Raw genomic sequence first — 16,911 nt, forward strand, 5'->3', positions numbered from 1 at the left:
CAACCTGGACTGGATGCACTATGCACCGCCTCAGCGCCCTCGCCGATCTGTTGAAGCATCTGTTGAAATGGCTGCTGCTCGCGGCCATCGTGGCCGCGCTGGCAGGGTCGGCCTCGGCCGGCTTCCTGTTCGCCCTGGACTGGGCCACGCGCACGCGCCTGGCGCACGCCTGGCTGATCTGGCTGCTGCCCGTGGCGGGCTTTGCCGTCGGCTGGCTGTATCTGCGCTACGGCAGCAGTGTCGAAGGCGGCGCGAACCTGCTCATCGATGAAATCCACGACCCGAAAAAAATCATCCCCCTGCGCATGGCGCCGCTGGTGCTGGGCGGCACCGTCATCTCGCATGTGTTCGGCGCCTCGGTCGGGCGCGAAGGCACGGCCGTGCAGATGGGCGGCGCGCTGGCCGACCAGCTCACGCGCATGTTTCGATTGAATAATGAAGACCGCCGCATCATCCTGATGGCCGGCATCAGCGCCGGCTTCGCCTCCGTCTTCGGCACGCCGCTGGCGGGCGCCCTCTTCGGCCTGGAAGTGCTGGCCATCGGCCGCCTGCGCTATGAAGCCATGCTGCCCTGCCTGGCTGCTGCCGTCATCGCCGACCAGGTGGGCCTGCTGTGGGGCGTCCAGCATACGCATTACGCCGTGCCGCTGATTCCCGCCCTTTCAACCTGGACCTTGTGCGCCATGGTGATCGCCGGCGTGCTGTTCGGCATCACGGGCAAAGTATTCGCGCAAGCCACGCACGGCTTGAGCGGCTGGATGAAACGCAAGATCGCCTACGCCCCGCTGCGCCCGCTGGCCGGCGGTCTCATCGTCGCGCTTGCCGTATGGCTGCTGGGCACGGACAGGTATATCGGCCTGGGCATTCCCACCATCGTCGAGGCCCTGCAAGGGCCGCTGCCCGCGTATGACTTCCTCGGCAAGATGGCGTTCACCATCGTTTCACTCGGCACGGGCTTCAAGGGCGGCGAAGTGACGCCCTTGTTCTTCATCGGCGCCACCCTGGGCAATGCGCTGGGTCCGCTGCTGCACCAGCCCGTCACCCTGCTGGCCGCCATCGGTTTTGTTGCCGTGTTTGCGGGCGCCGCCAACACGCCCATCGCCTCGACCCTGATGGCGATGGAACTGTTCGGCGCCGAGATCGGTGTGTACGCGGCCATCGCCTGCGTCGTGGCCTATCTGTTTTCCGGCCACGCGGGCATTTACCGGGCGCAGCGGGGTGGGCACGCCAAGCGCGCGGCCAACAAGGATTCAGCAGACACATGACACAGAATATCTACGACAACGACGCCTTCTTCACGGCCTACAGCCAGCTGCCGCGCTCAATCGGCGGCCTCGACAGCGCGCCCGAATGGCCAGCCCTGCGCGCCATGCTGCCCGCGCTGCAAGGGAAACAAGTGCTGGATCTGGGCTGCGGCTATGGCTGGTTCTGCCGCTGGGCTGCCGAGGCTGGCGCGACATCCGTGCTGGGCGTGGACGTGTCGGAAAAGATGCTGGCGCAGGCGCGCGCCATGGGCGAGCATCTGGCCGCCAGCTATGCCCGGCTGGACCTGGAACAACTGGCCTTGCCACCCGCCAGCTACGATCTCGTCTACAGCTCGCTGGCCTTCCACTACATCGCCGGCTTTGACGCCCTGCTGGCCGCCATCCGCCACGGCCTGAAGCCGGGCGGCAAGCTGGTGTTTTCCATCGAGCACCCGATCTTCATGGCCCCGCGCCAGCCCGGCTGGCTGACGGATGCGCAAGGCCGCAAACACTGGCCCGTCGACAGTTACCAGCAGCAAGGCCCGCGCGTGTCGGACTGGCTGGCGCCCGGCGTGATCAAACAGCACCGCACGCTCGGCACGACCATCAATGCGCTGCTGCAAACGGGTTTCCAGCTGGACCATGTGGAAGAATGGGGTCCCAGCGAAGAGCAAGTCGCCCTGCAGCCGGCCCTGGCGGAAGAGCGCGAACGGCCGATGCTGCTCCTCATCGGCTGCGGCCTGGCGTAGGCTCCCTCAGCTGGCCACGTTGCGCGTAAAGCGCAAGGTGGATGTGCCAACGTTGACATAGCTGTACGCTTGCGCGCTGCTGAACACAAAGAAATCGCCCGTGGCCAGCGTTCTCGTCCCGGCCTCCAGCTGCAACTGCAGCTCTCCTTCCAGCACATACAGCATTTCGCTGAAGCCGGCCGGGTCAGGCTCGGCATCGTAGCGCTCGCCCGGCGCCAGTATCCACGACCATAGCTCCACTTGGCGGCTGGCGGGCGCCGCCCCCAGCAGCACGGCCTGGCTCGCTTGCGATACGCTTTGCCACATCAGCACGCGCAAGCTGTCGTGCGGCTGCCGCGGCGGCTGGACCAGGTCGACGAAGGCCACGTTCAAGGCGGCGGCCACGTGGTCGAGGTTGGCCAGGCTGATGTTGGTGCCGCCCGCCTCGACGCCGTTGACCATGCGCCGGCTCAGGCCCGACTTGCGCGCCAGCTCATCCTGGCTGAGGCCGGCGGCCAGGCGCAAGCGCCGCAGATTTTTAGCCAGGTGTTCCAGCACGCCACCGGCCTCGACTTGACTGCGCAATATATTGCTCCTATTATGATGGGAAATATTTTGCTCATAGCATAGCTCCCCATGAAAACACACGCAAGTCCCCTGCCCGCCCTCGGCATGCCCGAACTGGCCCTGATCGCCATCACCTTCATCTGGGGCGGCACTTTTCTCGTGGTGCAACATGCCATGACGGTCAGCGGGCCGCTGGCCTTTGTCGCCGCCCGCTTTGCCGTGGCCGCCAGCATCGGCGCCCTGATTTGCCGGGGCCAGTTGCGCCAGCTGACGAAGGCGGAGTTGCTGACGGGCATGGCCATCGGCGTGAGCATCTTCGGCGGCTATGCGCTGCAAACCTATGGCTTGATGTATATCACGAGCAGCAAGTCCGCTTTCATCACGGCCTTTTATGTGCCCATCGTCCCGCTGGTGCAATGGCTGGTCTTCAAGCAGCGGCCCCACCTTGCCATGTGGGCGGCCGTCGTGCTGGCCTTCATCGGCTTGCTGCTGCTCACGGGCACGGATGGCTTGAGCATGGGTTTTGGCACGGGTGAGCTGATCACGGCCGTGGGCGCCATCGCGATCGCCCTGGAAATCATCCTCATCAGCCGCGTCTCGCCGCAGCTGAACATCCTGCGCGTGACTATCGTGCAGCTGGCCACGGCGTCCCTGATCGCCCTGCTGCTGATGCCCGTCATGGGCGAAGCACCGCCAGCCCTGAGCAAGACGTTCATCTTCAGCGTGCTGGCCCTGGGCTGCGCCAGCGCCTTGATTCAATATGTGATGAACTGGGCGCAAAAGCGCATTTCCGCCACCAAGGCCACCTTGATCTATGCGGGCGAGCCCGTGTGGGCGGGCGTGATCGGGCGCATTGCCGGTGAACGCCTGCCCGCGCTGGCCATCGTAGGAGGGATATTGATCATCGCTGCTGGCATCCTCAGCGAGTGGCGGCCGAAGCGCCTGCGCGCCGATGGCAAGGCCATCGCGCCATCAGATTAAGCCTCGGCCCGCCGCAGCACCACGTCCCCCTGCACGGCCAGCGGCACGGCCCTGGCCCAGCGGTTCGACGACAGCGAAAACGTCAGCGCGCGCACCTGGTGGTACCAGCCGGCGGGCACGTACAGCATGTCGCCCGGCTCGACGATGCATTCGATCATGGTCGCCTGGCGCGCCAGGGGAAACCGCTCGAAATCGGGTGCTTCCGGGTCGAAAGGCGAACCGAACAGGATGGCGTTCGCTTCGCTGGGGTAGAGGAATGCGTCGTGGTGCGGCGGCGATAACATGATGCGCTTGCGGCCCCACACTTGGGCGAAGATATTGTCGTCGTAATCGCAATGCAAGGGTGTCACCGTGCCGGCCGGCCCCACCCAGAAACGCGGCGGGCCCATCTTGTCGAAATACGTGGGCCAGTGGCACAAACGGTTCAGCTCACGCAATTCCAGGTTGCCCAGGTACGGCGGCAACGCGTACTTGCCCTCCGCCACCAGGTCCAGGTATTGCCCCATTGACATATCCTGCATGGCGCGGTCGGCCGCGAACGCCGTGTTGATGTAGTCGCCCACCCGCGCGCGCACGGGCACGTGGCTGAACTGTTCGCGCAAGACGTCCGGCTCCAGCCGGGACAAGGGCCAGCGTTGCACCAGCCCGCGCATCAGGAATGGCAAGCCCAGCGCGGCGCGTGCGCGGAAGGCGGCGGCATCCAGCATGGCCAGGCGCGGCACCTCGGTGATGGCGGGCAAGTCACGCGCCGCCTGCTTGATGGCTACGCGCATGGCGTCGATGGAGGTAACGCCGCGCACCTGCGCATCCTTGGCTGCGCGCGCCAGCTTGCGCGCCAAGGCCGCTTCAGGCGAACTGAATTCAGCCGGCGGCCTGGGCGGCAGCGCGCGCGGCGATGGGGGGGCGGCCGCAAGCGGGAGCGGCACTTCTTTTTCTACGGACATAAACCTTCTTTGCGATCAAGGCGTCGCGCGGCATGGCGCGACAGTGCGCCATTTTAAGCCAGCAAGGCCCGTGCAGCACGCATGAGAGATTCCCTACGACGCATCGATACCTGGCAAAACCGTCGCGAGCGGCAGTGATTTGTGGCTAAGAAGCGCAACCGTACTCCAGTACGGTGAGCATCGCAGGCCGCAAAGCGCGACGCGCAGCAGGTTTGGTCAGGTGTCCTCAGACAGGCGTCTTGAAGATCGGATCGACGATGAACTGCTGCGCCTTGATGCGCAAGGTGCGCTCTTCGTCCAGTTCGGCACGCGTTTCGCCCAGCTCTTCGCGTTCCGCTTCCAGTTCCAGGCGCGCGGCCGCCAGTTCCGTTTCCACGCGCGTCAGGCTTTCCAGCTTCAGCTGGGCCTGGATCAGTTCGGCGCGCGCCGCTTCGGCGGCCTCTTCCAGGCGGGGGATGCCTTCGAGCTTGAATTGCGCCTTGGCCAGGTCCATGCGCGCCTGCTCGGCCGCCTCTTCCAGGCGCGGCAAGCCTTCCAGGCGCAGCTGCGCCTTGGCCAGGTCCGTGCGGGCCTGATTCGCCACTTGCCGCTCGCGTTCAAGTTCCTCGCGCAAGGTTTCCAGCTCGCCGGCCTGCTGGTCGAGCAACTCTTGCTGGCGCTCGTTCTCGCTGGCCAGGTCCATCAATTCCTGTTGATTGTCGTTCATCTCGGCTTCATGCGCGCTGTGGCTGGCGCTTAATTCCTGTCCTACATAATCGAGGATGGCTTGCTGCAGCACGGGCGACAGCTCGGCGGCGGCGGCGATCTGGCGCTGCGCGCCCGCCTTGCGGCGCTGCAAGAGCTTGCTGATGGTGCCCAGGCAGGCGCCATTGCCCAGCCTTTCGCGCAAGGCGCGCACCGTGATGGCCTGGCCTTCGCCCGCCATCGCATCCATTGCCGCATTGATCTGTTCCGCGCTTGTTTTTGCCATGTCGTCTACTCTTGAATGTTGCCCAGGGCAATCTTGCCCAGGGGCATTATCTTATGCCAGCGGCGGCAAAGCGTAAAGTATTTCTCAATAGAAATTGCTATTGCACAACGAAACCTTGTGCAAACATGCGGCATCGCGCGTTTTACTCTTCCAGCAAACCATTTTCCGTCAGCATATCCTGCACCAGTTCCAGGCGCAGTACGGGATTGTCCTGGCTCAGCAAAAGCTGTTTCTGCATGGCACTCAGCGACAGCAGCTCGCACCAGCGGTTCGCCACCCAGCCACACTCGTCGAGCCGGTATGGCGGCTGCAAGGGCATTTGTTCGGGTGGAATCTTTTGCTCCTGCAAGGTGCGGATCAGCGCGCCGAGCGCGTCGGCCACGTTCTGCTGCTCTTGCGGGATGGGGATGGTTTTATCGGGTGGCAAGGTTTCGATGCGCGCCATCCACAAGCCGTGCTTCATCTGTTCGCTGGAAACGATGTGAAAGCGCTGCTGGCCCATGCATTTGATTTGCAGCAAGCCCGACAGGGGGGCGGCCCAGTCGACGATGCGCGCCAGGGTGCCCACGGGCGCCAGGGTTTCCTGCTGGCCAGGCTTGCGCACTTCCGCACCGTCCAGCAACTGCACCACGCCGAACGGCTGCTCGCCCGTGATGCACTGACGTATCATGTCCAGATAGCGTACCTCGAATATCTGCAGGGGCAGATAGCCATCGGGATACAGCACCGTATTGAGCGGGAACAAAGGTATCGGGGTCATACGCGCATGATGGCACGAATGGCATATCCGTGCTGCGCGCCTTGCCCTGCCTGGCCAACTTCGCCGATTATTTGTAGAAGCGGCGTTTTTTCGCCCGCTCGGCCGCCTTCGGCGCCAGCACCTTCACGGCCTTCTTCTGGATCGTGCCGCCGGCGGACGTGCCCGGCACGCGGTGCTCGGCCTCGAAACCCGGCTCCTCGTTGCGTTTCAGGGTTTGCCGCGTCAGCGCTTCCACGGCCGACAGCAGTTCCACCTCGTCGGCGCAGACGAGCGAGATCGCCTCGCCCGAGGCGCCCGCGCGGCCCGTGCGGCCGATGCGGTGAATGTAATCTTCCGCCACGGTGGGCAAGTCGAAATTGACGACGACGGGCAATTGGTCGATATCGAGGCCACGGGCGGCCACGTCGGTGGCCACCAGCACCTGCACCTCGGCAGATTTGAAACGGGCCAGCGCGCGCAGGCGGTTTGGCTGGGTCTTGTCGCCATGAATCGCATCGGCGCGCACACCCTTCTCCAGCAAGGTATGCACCAGCAACTCGACACCCTTGCGCGTCTTGACGAAGACCAGGACCTGGCCCCAGCGCTTTTTCTTCAACAGGTGCAAAAACAGTTCCGGCTTGCGTTTCTTGTCGCACACGATGACCGACTGTTTCACGGCCTTGACGGTGCTGTTGCGCGCGCTGACCTCCACCGAGACGGGATCCTTCAACATGGTTTTCGCCATGGCGCGGATGGCGTCCGAGAAGGTGGCCGAGAACAGCAGCGTCTGGCGCTGCTTGGGCATGCTCATCAGCAACAAGTCCAGCTCGCGCTCGAAGCCCAGGTCCAGCATGCGGTCCGCCTCGTCCAGCACCAGGGTCTGCACCTGCTCGAACTTGACGGCGCCCTGCGTCTGCAAGTCCAGCAGGCGGCCCGGCGTGGCCACCAGCACGTCGAGGCCCTTGCGCAGCTTGCTGACCTGCGGCTCGATGGGCACGCCGCCATAGGCGACAAAGCTGCGCAGCGGCAAGTTGCCGCCATAGCTGCGGAAGCTGGCATAGACTTGCTCGGCCAGTTCGCGCGTGGGCACGAGCACCAGCACGCGCACGCACTGGGGCGCCACCACGCCTTCCAAAATCAGGCGCTGCAGCAACGGCACGGCAAAGCCGGCCGTCTTGCCCGTGCCCGTCTGGGCGGCGGCCATCAGGTCGCGCCCGGCAAGCACGGCAGGAATCGCCTGCGCCTGCACGGGCGTGGGCTTGGCATAGCCGAGCTCATCGAGTTTGCGGACCAGGGGATCGATCAGGCCGAGGGAGGAAAACGTCATGGGGAAGGCAATCTTGGCAAATGAAAAGGTGGCGCGCACGGAGGGGCCGTGCGCGCGATTGCCGAGATTATAGGCCAGCGGGGATGCCGGCCGGGGTTTTCAGCACGAAAACATCACGATCAGAACTTCATTTCCAGGGTCGCGCGCGCCTGCGGCGAACTGGGCGAAATGCTGTTGCGCTGTATCGTGCCGCTGGCGTCCGCATAGATGGTGTCGCTTTCGAAGTCTTGCGCCAGCAAGTTCGACACGGCCAGGCGCAGCTGGTTCTTCGCATCGAATTTCCACAGCGCATAAATGTCGAGGTCGCGCCGCGGCGAGGTGTACGCGCTCTGGCGCTCGGTGATGCGCACCGGGCCGCCATTGCGGAAATTAAAACTGCCGCCCGTGGTCAGCACGCCATCGGGCGTCTTGTAGTCGAGGCCGAAGTTGCCGCTGACGGGCGTTTGCTGGTCGAGCCGGTTGTCCGGCCCCGGCACCTGCTCCACCTGCGACCAGTTGCGGCTGATGCTGGCGCGCAAGTCGATGGCGGGCACGGGCGCGGCCAGCACGGCGCGCAGCGGAAACTTCGCTTCCAGTTCCAGTGTCTGCGTATTCGCGCGGCCATCGTTGACGGGCGTGGACACCCAGCGGTCATTGATGAACAGCAAGCCCTGGCGCGTGTAGCCATCGATGCGGCGGGCCGAGGCGCGCGCGCTGAGCAAGGCGCCTTCGGCCCAGTAGTGCTCGTACGAGGCGTCGATGCCCAGCGCCAGCTCCGGCTTCAAATACGGATTGCCTTCGCGGTCGGGGTCCGTCTGGCTGTTGTTGGTCGAGGTATTGCGGCGTGGAATCAGGCTCGACGTGGGCTGCGCCTTGTAGGTGCGCGTCAGGGCCAGGCGTACCTGGTCGCCCTTGGTATCAGGCAACTTCCACAGGGTTTGCAGCAGCGGACTCCACACGCTGGTGCGCTGATTCACTTCGTCATAGGTGTCGCCCGCGCTGCGCGTGTCGATGCCTTCCCAGCGCACGCCCGCATACATCGACCAGCGCGGGCTGATTTCCCAGTCGTCCTGCACAAACAGGGCCAGGCGCTCGATGGTGGCGTCGAAACCTTCGTCGCTGTTGACGGGCGCGCGTGTACCCGACGCGCCCAAGGCCGCTTCGCGCTGCCGGCGCGTTTCCTCGCGCTGCGTATAGGCGCCATCCCAGCCCATGGACAAGGCGTGGCCGGGCAGCAAGGGCGTGGAATACTTGCCGGTCGAACTGACGCCGTTTTCCGTCGCCTTCACGCCCACCTTGCGCTCGAGCGCCAGGCCGCGCCCATCGATAAAGCCTTGCTGCAGGCTGTCGGACGTGTTGCGGGCGGCCGAGGCGCCCACTTTCAATTCCAGCCGGGCACCGCCAGCCAGCTTGTGCATCCACGTCAAGTCGCTGCGGCCGAAGGCATTGTGGTTGCTGGAGCTGCCCGTGTTGCTGTCGTAGTCGGGGCGCAAGCCCTGCTCTGTTTCCGCGCGGCTGACGTTGCGGTGGTTCGAGCGCCCGCCGTTGAAAAAGAATTGCGCCGTCACGTTGTCGCCATTGGCCAGCACCCAGTTCAGGCGCGGCGACAGGTTGATGCCTTCCGGCCGGCCATCGCCCGTGCCGTTCGTGCGACGCAGCAGGTTTTGCCGGCCATCGGGCGCGTAGCCCAGTTCCAGGCCGGGATTGTCGTAATGGTAGTCATAGCGGAACAGCGAGCCGGCCAGCGAATACGAGAAATTGCCATCGCGGTCGGACAGCTGCACATTGACGCTGGGCGAAAAGCTCACGTCGCTGCCCTGCACGCCCAGCTTGAGTTCGCGCTGCGCCGTCTTGACGGCCTTTTTCAGCACCACGTTGATGGTGCCGGCGATCGACTGCGTGCTGTATTCGGCGCTGGCCGCGTGCAAAATCTCGATGCGTTCGATCACGTCGGGCGACAGGGTGTCGAGCGAAAAGCCGGCCGGCGCCCGTTCGCCATTGAGCAATATCTGCGTGTAGCCGCTGCCCAGCCCGCGCATGCGGATTTCGCCGCCCGAACGCCCGGCCGCGCCGGACACGGTAATGCCGGGCAGGCGCTTGAGCACGTCGGTGACATTCGTGTCGCCATACTTGAGGATTTCCTCGCTGCCCACGACCATCTTGCTGGCTGTATCGTCGCGGCGCGGATCGTAGCCGCTGCCCTTGACTTCGACGGTTTGCATGGTGGGCGCGGCGGATTTTTCGGCCTTCTCGGCCTTCAGCGGCGCAGCGGCGGCGTCGGCAGCGGGCGTTTCGGATTGCTGGGCCTGGGCATTCCAGGCAAGTAAAACGGCGGAACAAAGGACGGTAAGGCGAAGGCAACGGCGTGGCATCATGACCTGGCTAAAAAAAGTTGGCTGAATAAAAATGGCTAAAAGCTAAAAAACAGGCCGCCGTATTGTGCTGCAATTTTTTCCGAGTGGCACAGTTTCCTGAAAATATTTCCTACAGCAAATTAAATTCGGCGGCCGGCTGCCATATGCGCCCTTGCATACGGTGCATATCATTGCGCGCCACATCGCCGCTATAATGCGTTTTCATCATTGTTCCCATCACCCCGTCAAAGGCTTCCCATCGTGTCTGACCGTCTTGCCGTTTTGCCTCAATACCTGCTGCCCAAGGGAGCGTTGACCAATTTTGCCGGCCGGATCGCCGGCGCCAAGGGCGGCGCCATGACCACGCGTTTGATCCGCTGGTTCGTCGGCCGCTACAACGTCAACATGGATGAGGCGCTGGACCCGGACATCACGCACTACACGAGCTTCAACGATTTCTTCACGCGCGCGCTGCGCCCCGATGCGCGTCCGCTGGCCAAGGCCGACTACGTCTGCCCCGTCGATGGCCGCATCAGCCAGTTCGGCACGATCGACAAGGACCAGATCTTCCAGGCCAAGGGCCACCATTTCAGCACCACGGCCCTGGTGGGCGGCGACGCGGCCCTGGCGGCGCAGTTCGAACATGGCAGCTTCGCCAACCTGTACCTGAGCCCGCGCGACTACCACCGCATCCACATGCCGTGCGACGGCCGCTTGACGCGCATGATTTATGTTCCCGGCGAACTGTTTTCCGTCAACCCGACGACGGCGCGCGGCATTCCCGGCCTGTTCGCCCGCAACGAGCGCGTCGTCTGCGTGTTCGACACGGCCAACGGCCCCTTCGTCATGACCCTGGTCGGCGCCACCATCGTCGGCAGCATGGCCACCGTCTGGCACGGCGTCGTCAACCCGCCCCGCACGGGTGATATCCGCGACTGGAGCTATGCCAACGACAACGTCGTGCTCAAGCAAGGCGAAGAACTGGGCCGCTTCCTGCTCGGCTCCACCGTCGTCATGCTGTTCCCCAAAGACACCGTGGCATTCAATGCCGGCTGGCAGCCGGCCGGCCCCGTGCAGCTGGGCGAAGTCATGGGCAACGTGCCCAAGTAAAGTATCTGGACGCGCGCCTACACGGGCGCGTCGGTCCGATACATCTCTTCCATCAAATCGAGAAACGCGCGCGTCTTGGCCGGCATCAAGCGCCGACCGGGAAACACGGCCCAGCCCGTGACCAGCGGGAAACTCCACTCCGGCAGCACGCGTACCAATTCCCCCGTCGCCACGTAGGCCTTGGCGAAGCGGTCCGTGCTGGCCGCGATGCCCACGCCAGTGCACGCCATGCGCACCAGCAATTCCGGCGAGTTCGCCAGCAGGCGCACAGGCAAGTCCCGTTCCCACGTCGTCTTGCCGCGGATCAAAGTCCAGTGCACGAGACCATGCACGGCGCGTGGCAAGCTCAATAAATCGTGGCCGTACAGATCGTCGGGATGCTCGGGCAAGCCGTGCACGCTCGTGTATTGCGGCGAGGCATACAGAGCCAGGGTGCTGAAAGCCACGCGGCGCGCGGACAGGCTGGCGTCGTCGGGCAAGTTGCCCATGCGGATGGCCAGGTCGAAGTTCTCTTCCAGTAAATCCACGCGGCGCGCCGACAAGTCCAGTTCCAGCGAAATGGCCGGATAGCGGCGCACGAATTCGGCCAGCACCTGGCGCATCAGCGCATCGCCGAAATCGGCCGGCATGGACATGCGCAGCAAGCCGCTGGGTCCCGCCTGGCGGTGCTGCGCCAGCGCGCCGGCCGCCTCCGTTTCTTCCACCACCTTGCGCGCATGCTCGAGCAGGCTGGCGCCAAACTCCGTCAGCGCCAGCTTGCGCGTGGTGCGCAGCAGCAGCCGTTCGCCCAATTTCGCTTCCAGCTGCGAAATGCGCCGCGACAGGGTCGACTTGGGCAAGTCCACGCGCACGGCGGCGCGCGAGAAACTGCCGCATTCGACGACGCGGGCAAACAGCAGCAAATCTCCGGGATCGATATCCATATATTCCCTTTACACTCGATTGTTCCATCAGTGGATTAATGTTATCCATTTTAACGGCTTCCGGATGTTTTTTGGAATTGCTATAGTTCATCCATCGCAACACACCTGACAACGGAGAAAACAAGATGAACATCCTGCAAATCAATTCCAGCGCCCGCAGCACCGGTTCCGCCTCGACCCGCCTGGCTGACGCCATCGTCGCCCGCGTGCAAGCGGCCAACCCACAAGCAAGCCTGGTGCGCCGCGACCTGGCCGCCGCGCCGCACCCGGTGCTCGACGAGCCGACCCTGCAAGCGCTGTTCACGCCGGCCGACAAGCGCACGCCGGAGCAAGCGGCCCGCATCGCCCTGGACGATGCGCTGATTGCGCAGGTGCAAGCGGCTGACGTCATCGTCATCGGCGCGCCGATGTACAACTTCGGAATCACCGTGCAACTGAAAAGCTGGTTCGATGCGATTGCCCGCGCCAACGTCACCTTCAAGTACACGGAAAACGGCCCCGTTGGCCTCTTGACCGGCAAGAAAGTCTATGTGGGCCTGTCCCGCGGCGGCTTGCACCGCGACAGCGCCAACGATAGCCAGGTGCCTTACCTGAACACCATGTTCGGCTTCCTGGGCCTGACCGACGTGCAATACGTGTATTCGGAAGGCATGGGCATGGGCCCGGAAGCCGTGGCCAAGGCGCAAGCGCAGGCGGACGCCGAGATCAACGCCATCCTGGTGTAATCACAGTAGTGAAAAGGGGCGGCGCAGTGGCGCCGTCCTGGCCTAGAGGAGAGAACAATGAGCGATATCACCACCGTCAACAAGCCACGCGCCGTCGAGCGCGTGATCGCCGGCCAGGCCGTCATGGATGGCGCCGGCGTGAAAATCAACCGCGTGCTGACGCAGCAGTTGCAGCGCCGCCTCGACCCGTTCTTGATGCTCGACAACTTCGCCAGCGACCAGCCGAACGACTATATCGCCGGCTTCCCCGAGCATCCGCACCGCGGCTTCGAGACCGTGTCGTACATGATCACGGGGCGCATGCGCCACAAGGACAGTGCGGGCCACGAAGGCTTGCTGACGTCGGGCGGCGTGCAATGGATGACGGCCGGCAGCGGCGTGATCCACTCGGAAATGCCGGAGCAGGAAGCCGGCGTGATGGAAGGTTTCCAGCTGTGGTTGAACCTGCCCGCGCGCGACAAGATGCGCACGCCGTGGTACCGCGATTTCACGAGCGAGGAAATCCCCCGCTACACGACGGACGCGGGCGTGGCCGTGCAAGTGATCGCCGGCCAGAGCCATGGCGTGACGGGCGCCGTGCAGCGCGAACTGACGGAACCGCTGTACCTCGACATCGACTTGCCGGCCGGCGCCAGCTTCGAGCAGCCCTTGCCGCCAGGCCATAACGCTTTCCTCTACACCTTCCGTGGCGAAGTGCAGGTCGACGGCAAGGCCGTGCCGGCCCTGCGCATGGCGATCTTCGCCAACACGCCGGGCAGCGACGGCGTGCGCATTGAGGCGCCGCAAGGCGGCCGCGTGATCCTCGTCGCCGGCCAGCCCTTGAACGAGCCGATCGCACAATATGGCCCGTTTGTCATGAATACCCAGGCGGAAGTGTTCCAGGCCGTGCAGGACTTCCGCGAAGGGAAGTTTGGCGAGACGGCGACGCAGTAAGTTTGTTTGCCTTGCTAAAAAACCTGCAGCGCCTCCGGGCCTGCGGGTTTTTTTGTCGTGCCGACTACCTTGTTGCTTTTCAATTACACTGACGGCAACCTCATTCCCTAAAGCACTCCATGTCCCAGATGCACGACTCCACCGAACACGACGCCACCCATTTGCACGCCCACAGGAAAGGCGACGCCGCGCACACCCATTCCTTCGAGGGGCGCAGCCAGAGCATCCTCGCGTGGGCGCTGGGCCTGACCCTGTCGTTTGCCGGCATCGAGGTGGTCGCTGGTTTCCTGTCCAATTCGCTGGCTCTGATTTCCGACGCGGGCCACATGGTGACGGACGCGGCCGCGCTGGGCCTGGCCCTGCTGGCGCAACTCATCGCGCGCCGCCCGCCTTCGCCGCGCCACTCGTTCGGCTTTGGCCGCGCCGAGGCGCTGGCCGCCTTCGTCAACGGCCTGGCCATGCTGTGCGTGGTGGGCTGGATCTGCTATGAAGCCGTGCTGCGCTTTTCCGCCCCGCAACCCGTCAAGGGCGGCATGGTCTTCATCGTCGCCTTCATCGGCCTGGCGATCAACGTGGTGGTGGCGTGGGTCTTGTCGAAGGACAAGCAAAGCGTGAACACGCGCGCCGCCCTCGTGCACGTGATGGGCGACTTGCTCGGTTCAGTCGCCGCCATCGTCGCCGGCGCCGTGATTTACTTTACGGGCTGGATGCAGATCGACCCGCTGCTGTCCGTGCTGGTCTCGCTGCTGATTCTGAAGTCGACGTTTGGCGTGCTGCGCGAGTCCTACCACTTCCTGATGGAAGGCGTGCCCATGCACATCGACTACATCCAGGTGGGTGCGGACGTGGAACAGGTGGACGGCGTGATTTCCGTGCACGACCTGCACGTGTGGGACATGTCGCCGGGCCAGCCGGCCCTGATCGGCCACGTGGAAATTCAACACCTCGACCAGTGGCCGAAGGTCTTGCGCGCGATCAAGAAGATGCTGTTGGCCAAGCATGGCATCGACCACATCACCTTGCAGCCGGAGACGGCCACGATGGCGGGGCTGCATGCGAGCGACAAGACGCATTGACAGGGAGACGTGGGAATCCGGGCCGGATTCCCACGGATAAGCTAACTTCTTCTTGCCTCAAGCACGCCACTGACGTCCTTGATCACATTCAGCGCTTTTAACAGCTGCGCCGTCGAACTGATCTCGGCCGTAAACGTCATGCGGGCCTGGCCCTTGGCGCTTTGGGTGTTGACACCGATCACGTTGATCTTTTCGCGCGAGAAGATTTCGGAGATGTCGCGCAGCAAGCCCTGGCGGTCGCCGGCGAGAATGAAGATGTCGACCGGGTACACGGTGTCGTGCCCGCCCGTGCTGCCCCACTCCGTGAAGATCACGCGCTCGGGCGCCTTGGCGCGCATTTCCTCGAAATTCTTGCAGGTGGCGCGGTGGATCGAGACGCCCTTGCCGCGCGTCACGAAACCGACGATGCTGTCCGGCGGCGCCGGCTTGCAGCACTTGGCCAGCACCGTCATCAAGCCTTCCGTCCCCACCACCAGCACGCCGGACTTGGCGCCCTGCTCCACGCTGGAAGCGCGGCTCTTGCCGACGAGGACCGCGTCTTCCGGCACCACCACTTCGCCATTGTCGTGCAGCGCCTGCTCCACATGGCGCAGGCTGAATTCATCCTTGCCCACCGACAAGAACAGTTCGTCGACTTTCGCAAAGCCCAGCTTTTGCGCCAGCGCTTCCAGGTTGACGGCCGTCTTGCCTTCGCGCTGCAAGGACTTTTCCACCAGCGCGCGGCCGTGGGCCAGGGTTTCCTGCATGTCGATGGCGTGGAACCAGGCGCGGATCTTCGAGCGCGTGCGCGTGCTGACGGCGTAGCCGGCGCTGAGCCAGTCGCGCGACGGCCCGGCCGTGCCCGGCGCGCCCTTGGCCGTGATGATTTCGCAGGTCTGGCCGTTTTTCAGCTGGGTATTTAAGGGCACCATGATGCCGTCGACCTTGGCGCCGCGGCAGCGGTGGCCCACGTCCGTATGCAGGTGATATGCAAAATCGACGGGCGTGGCGCCCACGGGCAATTCCAGCACGCGCGCCTGCGGCGTCATGACGAAGATGCGGTCGTCCAGGGCGGCGGACTTGAGCTTTTCCACCCATTCGCGCTGGATTTCTTCCTGGCCCACGACGGCGTCCGCCACCTCGGTCTTCCAGGCCAGCAGCTGGCGCAACCAGGCGATCTTTTCGTCGTATTTCTGGCCGGCAAAGTTCGAGCCGCCCTCTTCCTTGTAGCGCCAGTGCGCGGCCACGCCGTATTCGGCAAAGCTGTGCATTTCATTCGTGCGGATTTGCACTTCCAGCGGACGGCCATCCTCGGCCGTCACCACCGTGTGCAGCGACTGATAGCCATTGGGTTTCGGCCGCGAAATGTAATCGTCAAATTCTTTCGGGATGGGGGTCCAGATATTGTGGACCACGCCCAGCACCGTGTAGCAAGTTTTCACGTCGGCAACGATGACGCGGAAGGCGCGCACGTCGTACAGGGCCGTGAAGTCCAGCTCCTTGCCGCGCATCTTGTTCCAGATGCTGTAAATGTGTTTCGGGCGGCCAAACACTTCGGCCTGGATGCCGGCCGAAGCCAGTTCCGTCTGCAGGCGCAGGATCGCCGAGGAAACAAAACCCTCGCGCATCATGCGCTTTTCTTCCAGCATCTTGGCGATGCGTTTGTACGCTTCCGGTTCGATGAAGCGGAACGACAGGTCTTCCAGTTCCCACTTCAACTGCCAGATGCCGAGGCGGTTGGCCAGCGGCGCGTACAGGTCCAAGGTTTCCTTGCCGTATTCATAGGTCATTTCGTTGAACAGCTTTAATTCAGCGAAATAGCGCAAGGTGGTGACGCAGGCGGCCAGGCGCACCAGCACGACGCGCATGTCGGAAGCCATCGCCAGCAACATCTTGCGCAAGGTTTCCACCTGGGCTACGGCTTGCTGCGCCGCATTCTTGCCACGCCCGCCAGCGCTGCCGTGCTGCGCCTGGGTCAGCGCGCGCAAGCGGATCAGCTGGCGCACGCCTGTCGCCAGGTCGCATACCTGCTTGCCGAAGCGCGGCTCGATATCGGCCGCCGTGTCCGGGGCCAACAGGGTCAGCTCGAACATCAGGCCGGCGATGCGCGTTTCCGCATCGCTGCGCAGGAAAGCAAGGGTGGTGGCCACGCCGATAGCGAACTCCAGCGCGGAGCGGCCGGCAAAGGTTTGCTTGTCGCCATAGGCTTCGGTGGCATACGCGAGCGCATCGAGCACGCGCGCGCTGTCCGGCGCACTCAAGCCCTCTACCAGTTGTTCCGAGGTGACGCTATTCGGGGCCGAGATGGAAACCATGTGATACCTTCAACTTA

Annotated in this window: 15 protein-coding genes; 7 read left to right on the top strand and 8 right to left on the bottom strand. The window is 64.0% G+C overall.

Annotation, left to right across the window (positions count from 1 at the left end):
• Positions 1 to 20 precede the first annotated feature (20 nt).
• Together J0O65_RS23120 and J0O65_RS23125 are read left to right on the top strand one after the other, a co-directional pair.
• Positions 21 to 1,265: a voltage-gated chloride channel family protein gene (locus J0O65_RS23120; protein ID WP_215409544.1), complete on the top strand. Its 1,245-nt coding sequence runs from the start codon at positions 21 to 23 to the stop codon at positions 1,263 to 1,265.
• Positions 1,262 to 1,993 carry a class I SAM-dependent methyltransferase gene (locus J0O65_RS23125; protein ID WP_215409545.1) on the top strand — a complete coding sequence of 244 codons (732 nt, stop codon included), beginning with the start codon at positions 1,262 to 1,264 and terminating at the stop codon, positions 1,991 to 1,993. Before J0O65_RS23120 ends, J0O65_RS23125 begins: the two co-directional genes overlap by 4 nt.
• Positions 1,994 to 1,999: 6 nt before the next feature.
• Here the strand turns inward: J0O65_RS23125 and J0O65_RS23130 are convergent, their stop codons facing one another.
• Positions 2,000 to 2,557, bottom strand: a complete 558-nt coding sequence (locus tag J0O65_RS23130) for a helix-turn-helix domain-containing protein (protein WP_251373928.1) — start codon at positions 2,555 to 2,557, stop codon at positions 2,000 to 2,002.
• Positions 2,558 to 2,608: 51 nt separating this feature from the next.
• Here J0O65_RS23130 and J0O65_RS23135 point away from each other — a divergent pair, with 51 nt between their 5' ends.
• Positions 2,609 to 3,520 carry a DMT family transporter gene (locus J0O65_RS23135; protein ID WP_215409547.1) on the top strand — a complete coding sequence of 304 codons (912 nt, stop codon included), beginning with the start codon at positions 2,609 to 2,611 and terminating at the stop codon, positions 3,518 to 3,520.
• On the opposite strand, the gene J0O65_RS23140 is transcribed toward J0O65_RS23135, so the two are convergent.
• The 5 genes from J0O65_RS23140 to J0O65_RS23160 all read right to left on the bottom strand — a co-directional run bounded on the left by J0O65_RS23140 (position 3,517) and on the right by J0O65_RS23160 (position 9,701).
• Positions 3,517 to 4,464: a cupin-like domain-containing protein gene (locus tag J0O65_RS23140; protein WP_215409548.1), complete on the bottom strand. Its 948-nt coding sequence runs from the start codon at positions 4,462 to 4,464 to the stop codon at positions 3,517 to 3,519. The genes J0O65_RS23135 and J0O65_RS23140 overlap by 4 nt on opposite strands.
• A 226-nt stretch (positions 4,465 to 4,690) precedes the next feature.
• Positions 4,691 to 5,434 (bottom strand): DNA-binding protein, encoded by a 744-nt coding sequence (locus tag J0O65_RS23145; RefSeq protein WP_215409549.1) that lies wholly within the window; start codon positions 5,432 to 5,434, stop codon positions 4,691 to 4,693.
• A 142-nt stretch (positions 5,435 to 5,576) separates the two neighbouring features.
• Entirely contained in the window at positions 5,577 to 6,194 is a 618-nt protein-coding gene (locus J0O65_RS23150; RefSeq protein WP_215409550.1) for an LON peptidase substrate-binding domain-containing protein, read from the bottom strand.
• A 67-nt stretch (positions 6,195 to 6,261) separates the two neighbouring features.
• Positions 6,262 to 7,500, bottom strand: a complete 1,239-nt coding sequence (locus J0O65_RS23155; RefSeq protein ID WP_215409551.1) for a DEAD/DEAH box helicase — start codon at positions 7,498 to 7,500, stop codon at positions 6,262 to 6,264.
• A gap of 119 nt (positions 7,501 to 7,619) precedes the next feature.
• Positions 7,620 to 9,701: a TonB-dependent receptor plug domain-containing protein gene (locus J0O65_RS23160; protein WP_251373929.1), complete on the bottom strand. Its 2,082-nt coding sequence runs from the start codon at positions 9,699 to 9,701 to the stop codon at positions 7,620 to 7,622.
• Positions 9,702 to 10,094: 393 nt separating this feature from the next.
• Between J0O65_RS23160 and asd the strand changes: the two genes are divergently transcribed.
• Positions 10,095 to 10,943 carry an archaetidylserine decarboxylase gene (asd, locus tag J0O65_RS23165; RefSeq protein ID WP_215409552.1) on the top strand — a complete coding sequence of 283 codons (849 nt, stop codon included), beginning with the start codon at positions 10,095 to 10,097 and terminating at the stop codon, positions 10,941 to 10,943.
• A gap of 17 nt (positions 10,944 to 10,960) precedes the next feature.
• On the opposite strand, the gene J0O65_RS23170 is transcribed toward asd, so the two are convergent.
• Positions 10,961 to 11,866 (bottom strand): LysR family transcriptional regulator, encoded by a 906-nt coding sequence (locus J0O65_RS23170; protein WP_215409553.1) that lies wholly within the window; start codon positions 11,864 to 11,866, stop codon positions 10,961 to 10,963.
• 125 nt (positions 11,867 to 11,991) lie between these two features.
• On the opposite strand from J0O65_RS23170, the gene J0O65_RS23175 reads away from it, so the two are divergent.
• The 3 genes from J0O65_RS23175 (at position 11,992) to J0O65_RS23185 (ending at position 14,600) form a co-directional block, all read left to right on the top strand.
• Positions 11,992 to 12,591: an FMN-dependent NADH-azoreductase gene (locus J0O65_RS23175; RefSeq protein WP_131685955.1), complete on the top strand. Its 600-nt coding sequence runs from the start codon at positions 11,992 to 11,994 to the stop codon at positions 12,589 to 12,591.
• A 57-nt stretch (positions 12,592 to 12,648) separates the two neighbouring features.
• Entirely contained in the window at positions 12,649 to 13,524 is an 876-nt protein-coding gene (locus tag J0O65_RS23180; RefSeq protein ID WP_215409554.1) for a pirin family protein, read from the top strand.
• Between the two features lie 119 nt (positions 13,525 to 13,643).
• Complete coding sequence (locus J0O65_RS23185; RefSeq protein WP_215409555.1) at positions 13,644 to 14,600, top strand: cation diffusion facilitator family transporter; 957 nt, start codon at positions 13,644 to 13,646, stop codon at positions 14,598 to 14,600.
• Positions 14,601 to 14,641: 41 nt separating this feature from the next.
• On the opposite strand, the gene J0O65_RS23190 is transcribed toward J0O65_RS23185, so the two are convergent.
• Positions 14,642 to 16,894, bottom strand: coding sequence for a RelA/SpoT family protein (locus J0O65_RS23190; protein ID WP_215409556.1), 2,253 nt, complete (start codon positions 16,892 to 16,894; stop codon positions 14,642 to 14,644).
• Positions 16,895 to 16,911 lie beyond the last annotated feature (17 nt).

Source organism: Janthinobacterium sp. JC611 (genome assembly GCF_018682595.1).
Classification (GTDB): domain Bacteria; phylum Pseudomonadota; class Gammaproteobacteria; order Burkholderiales; family Burkholderiaceae_D; genus Janthinobacterium.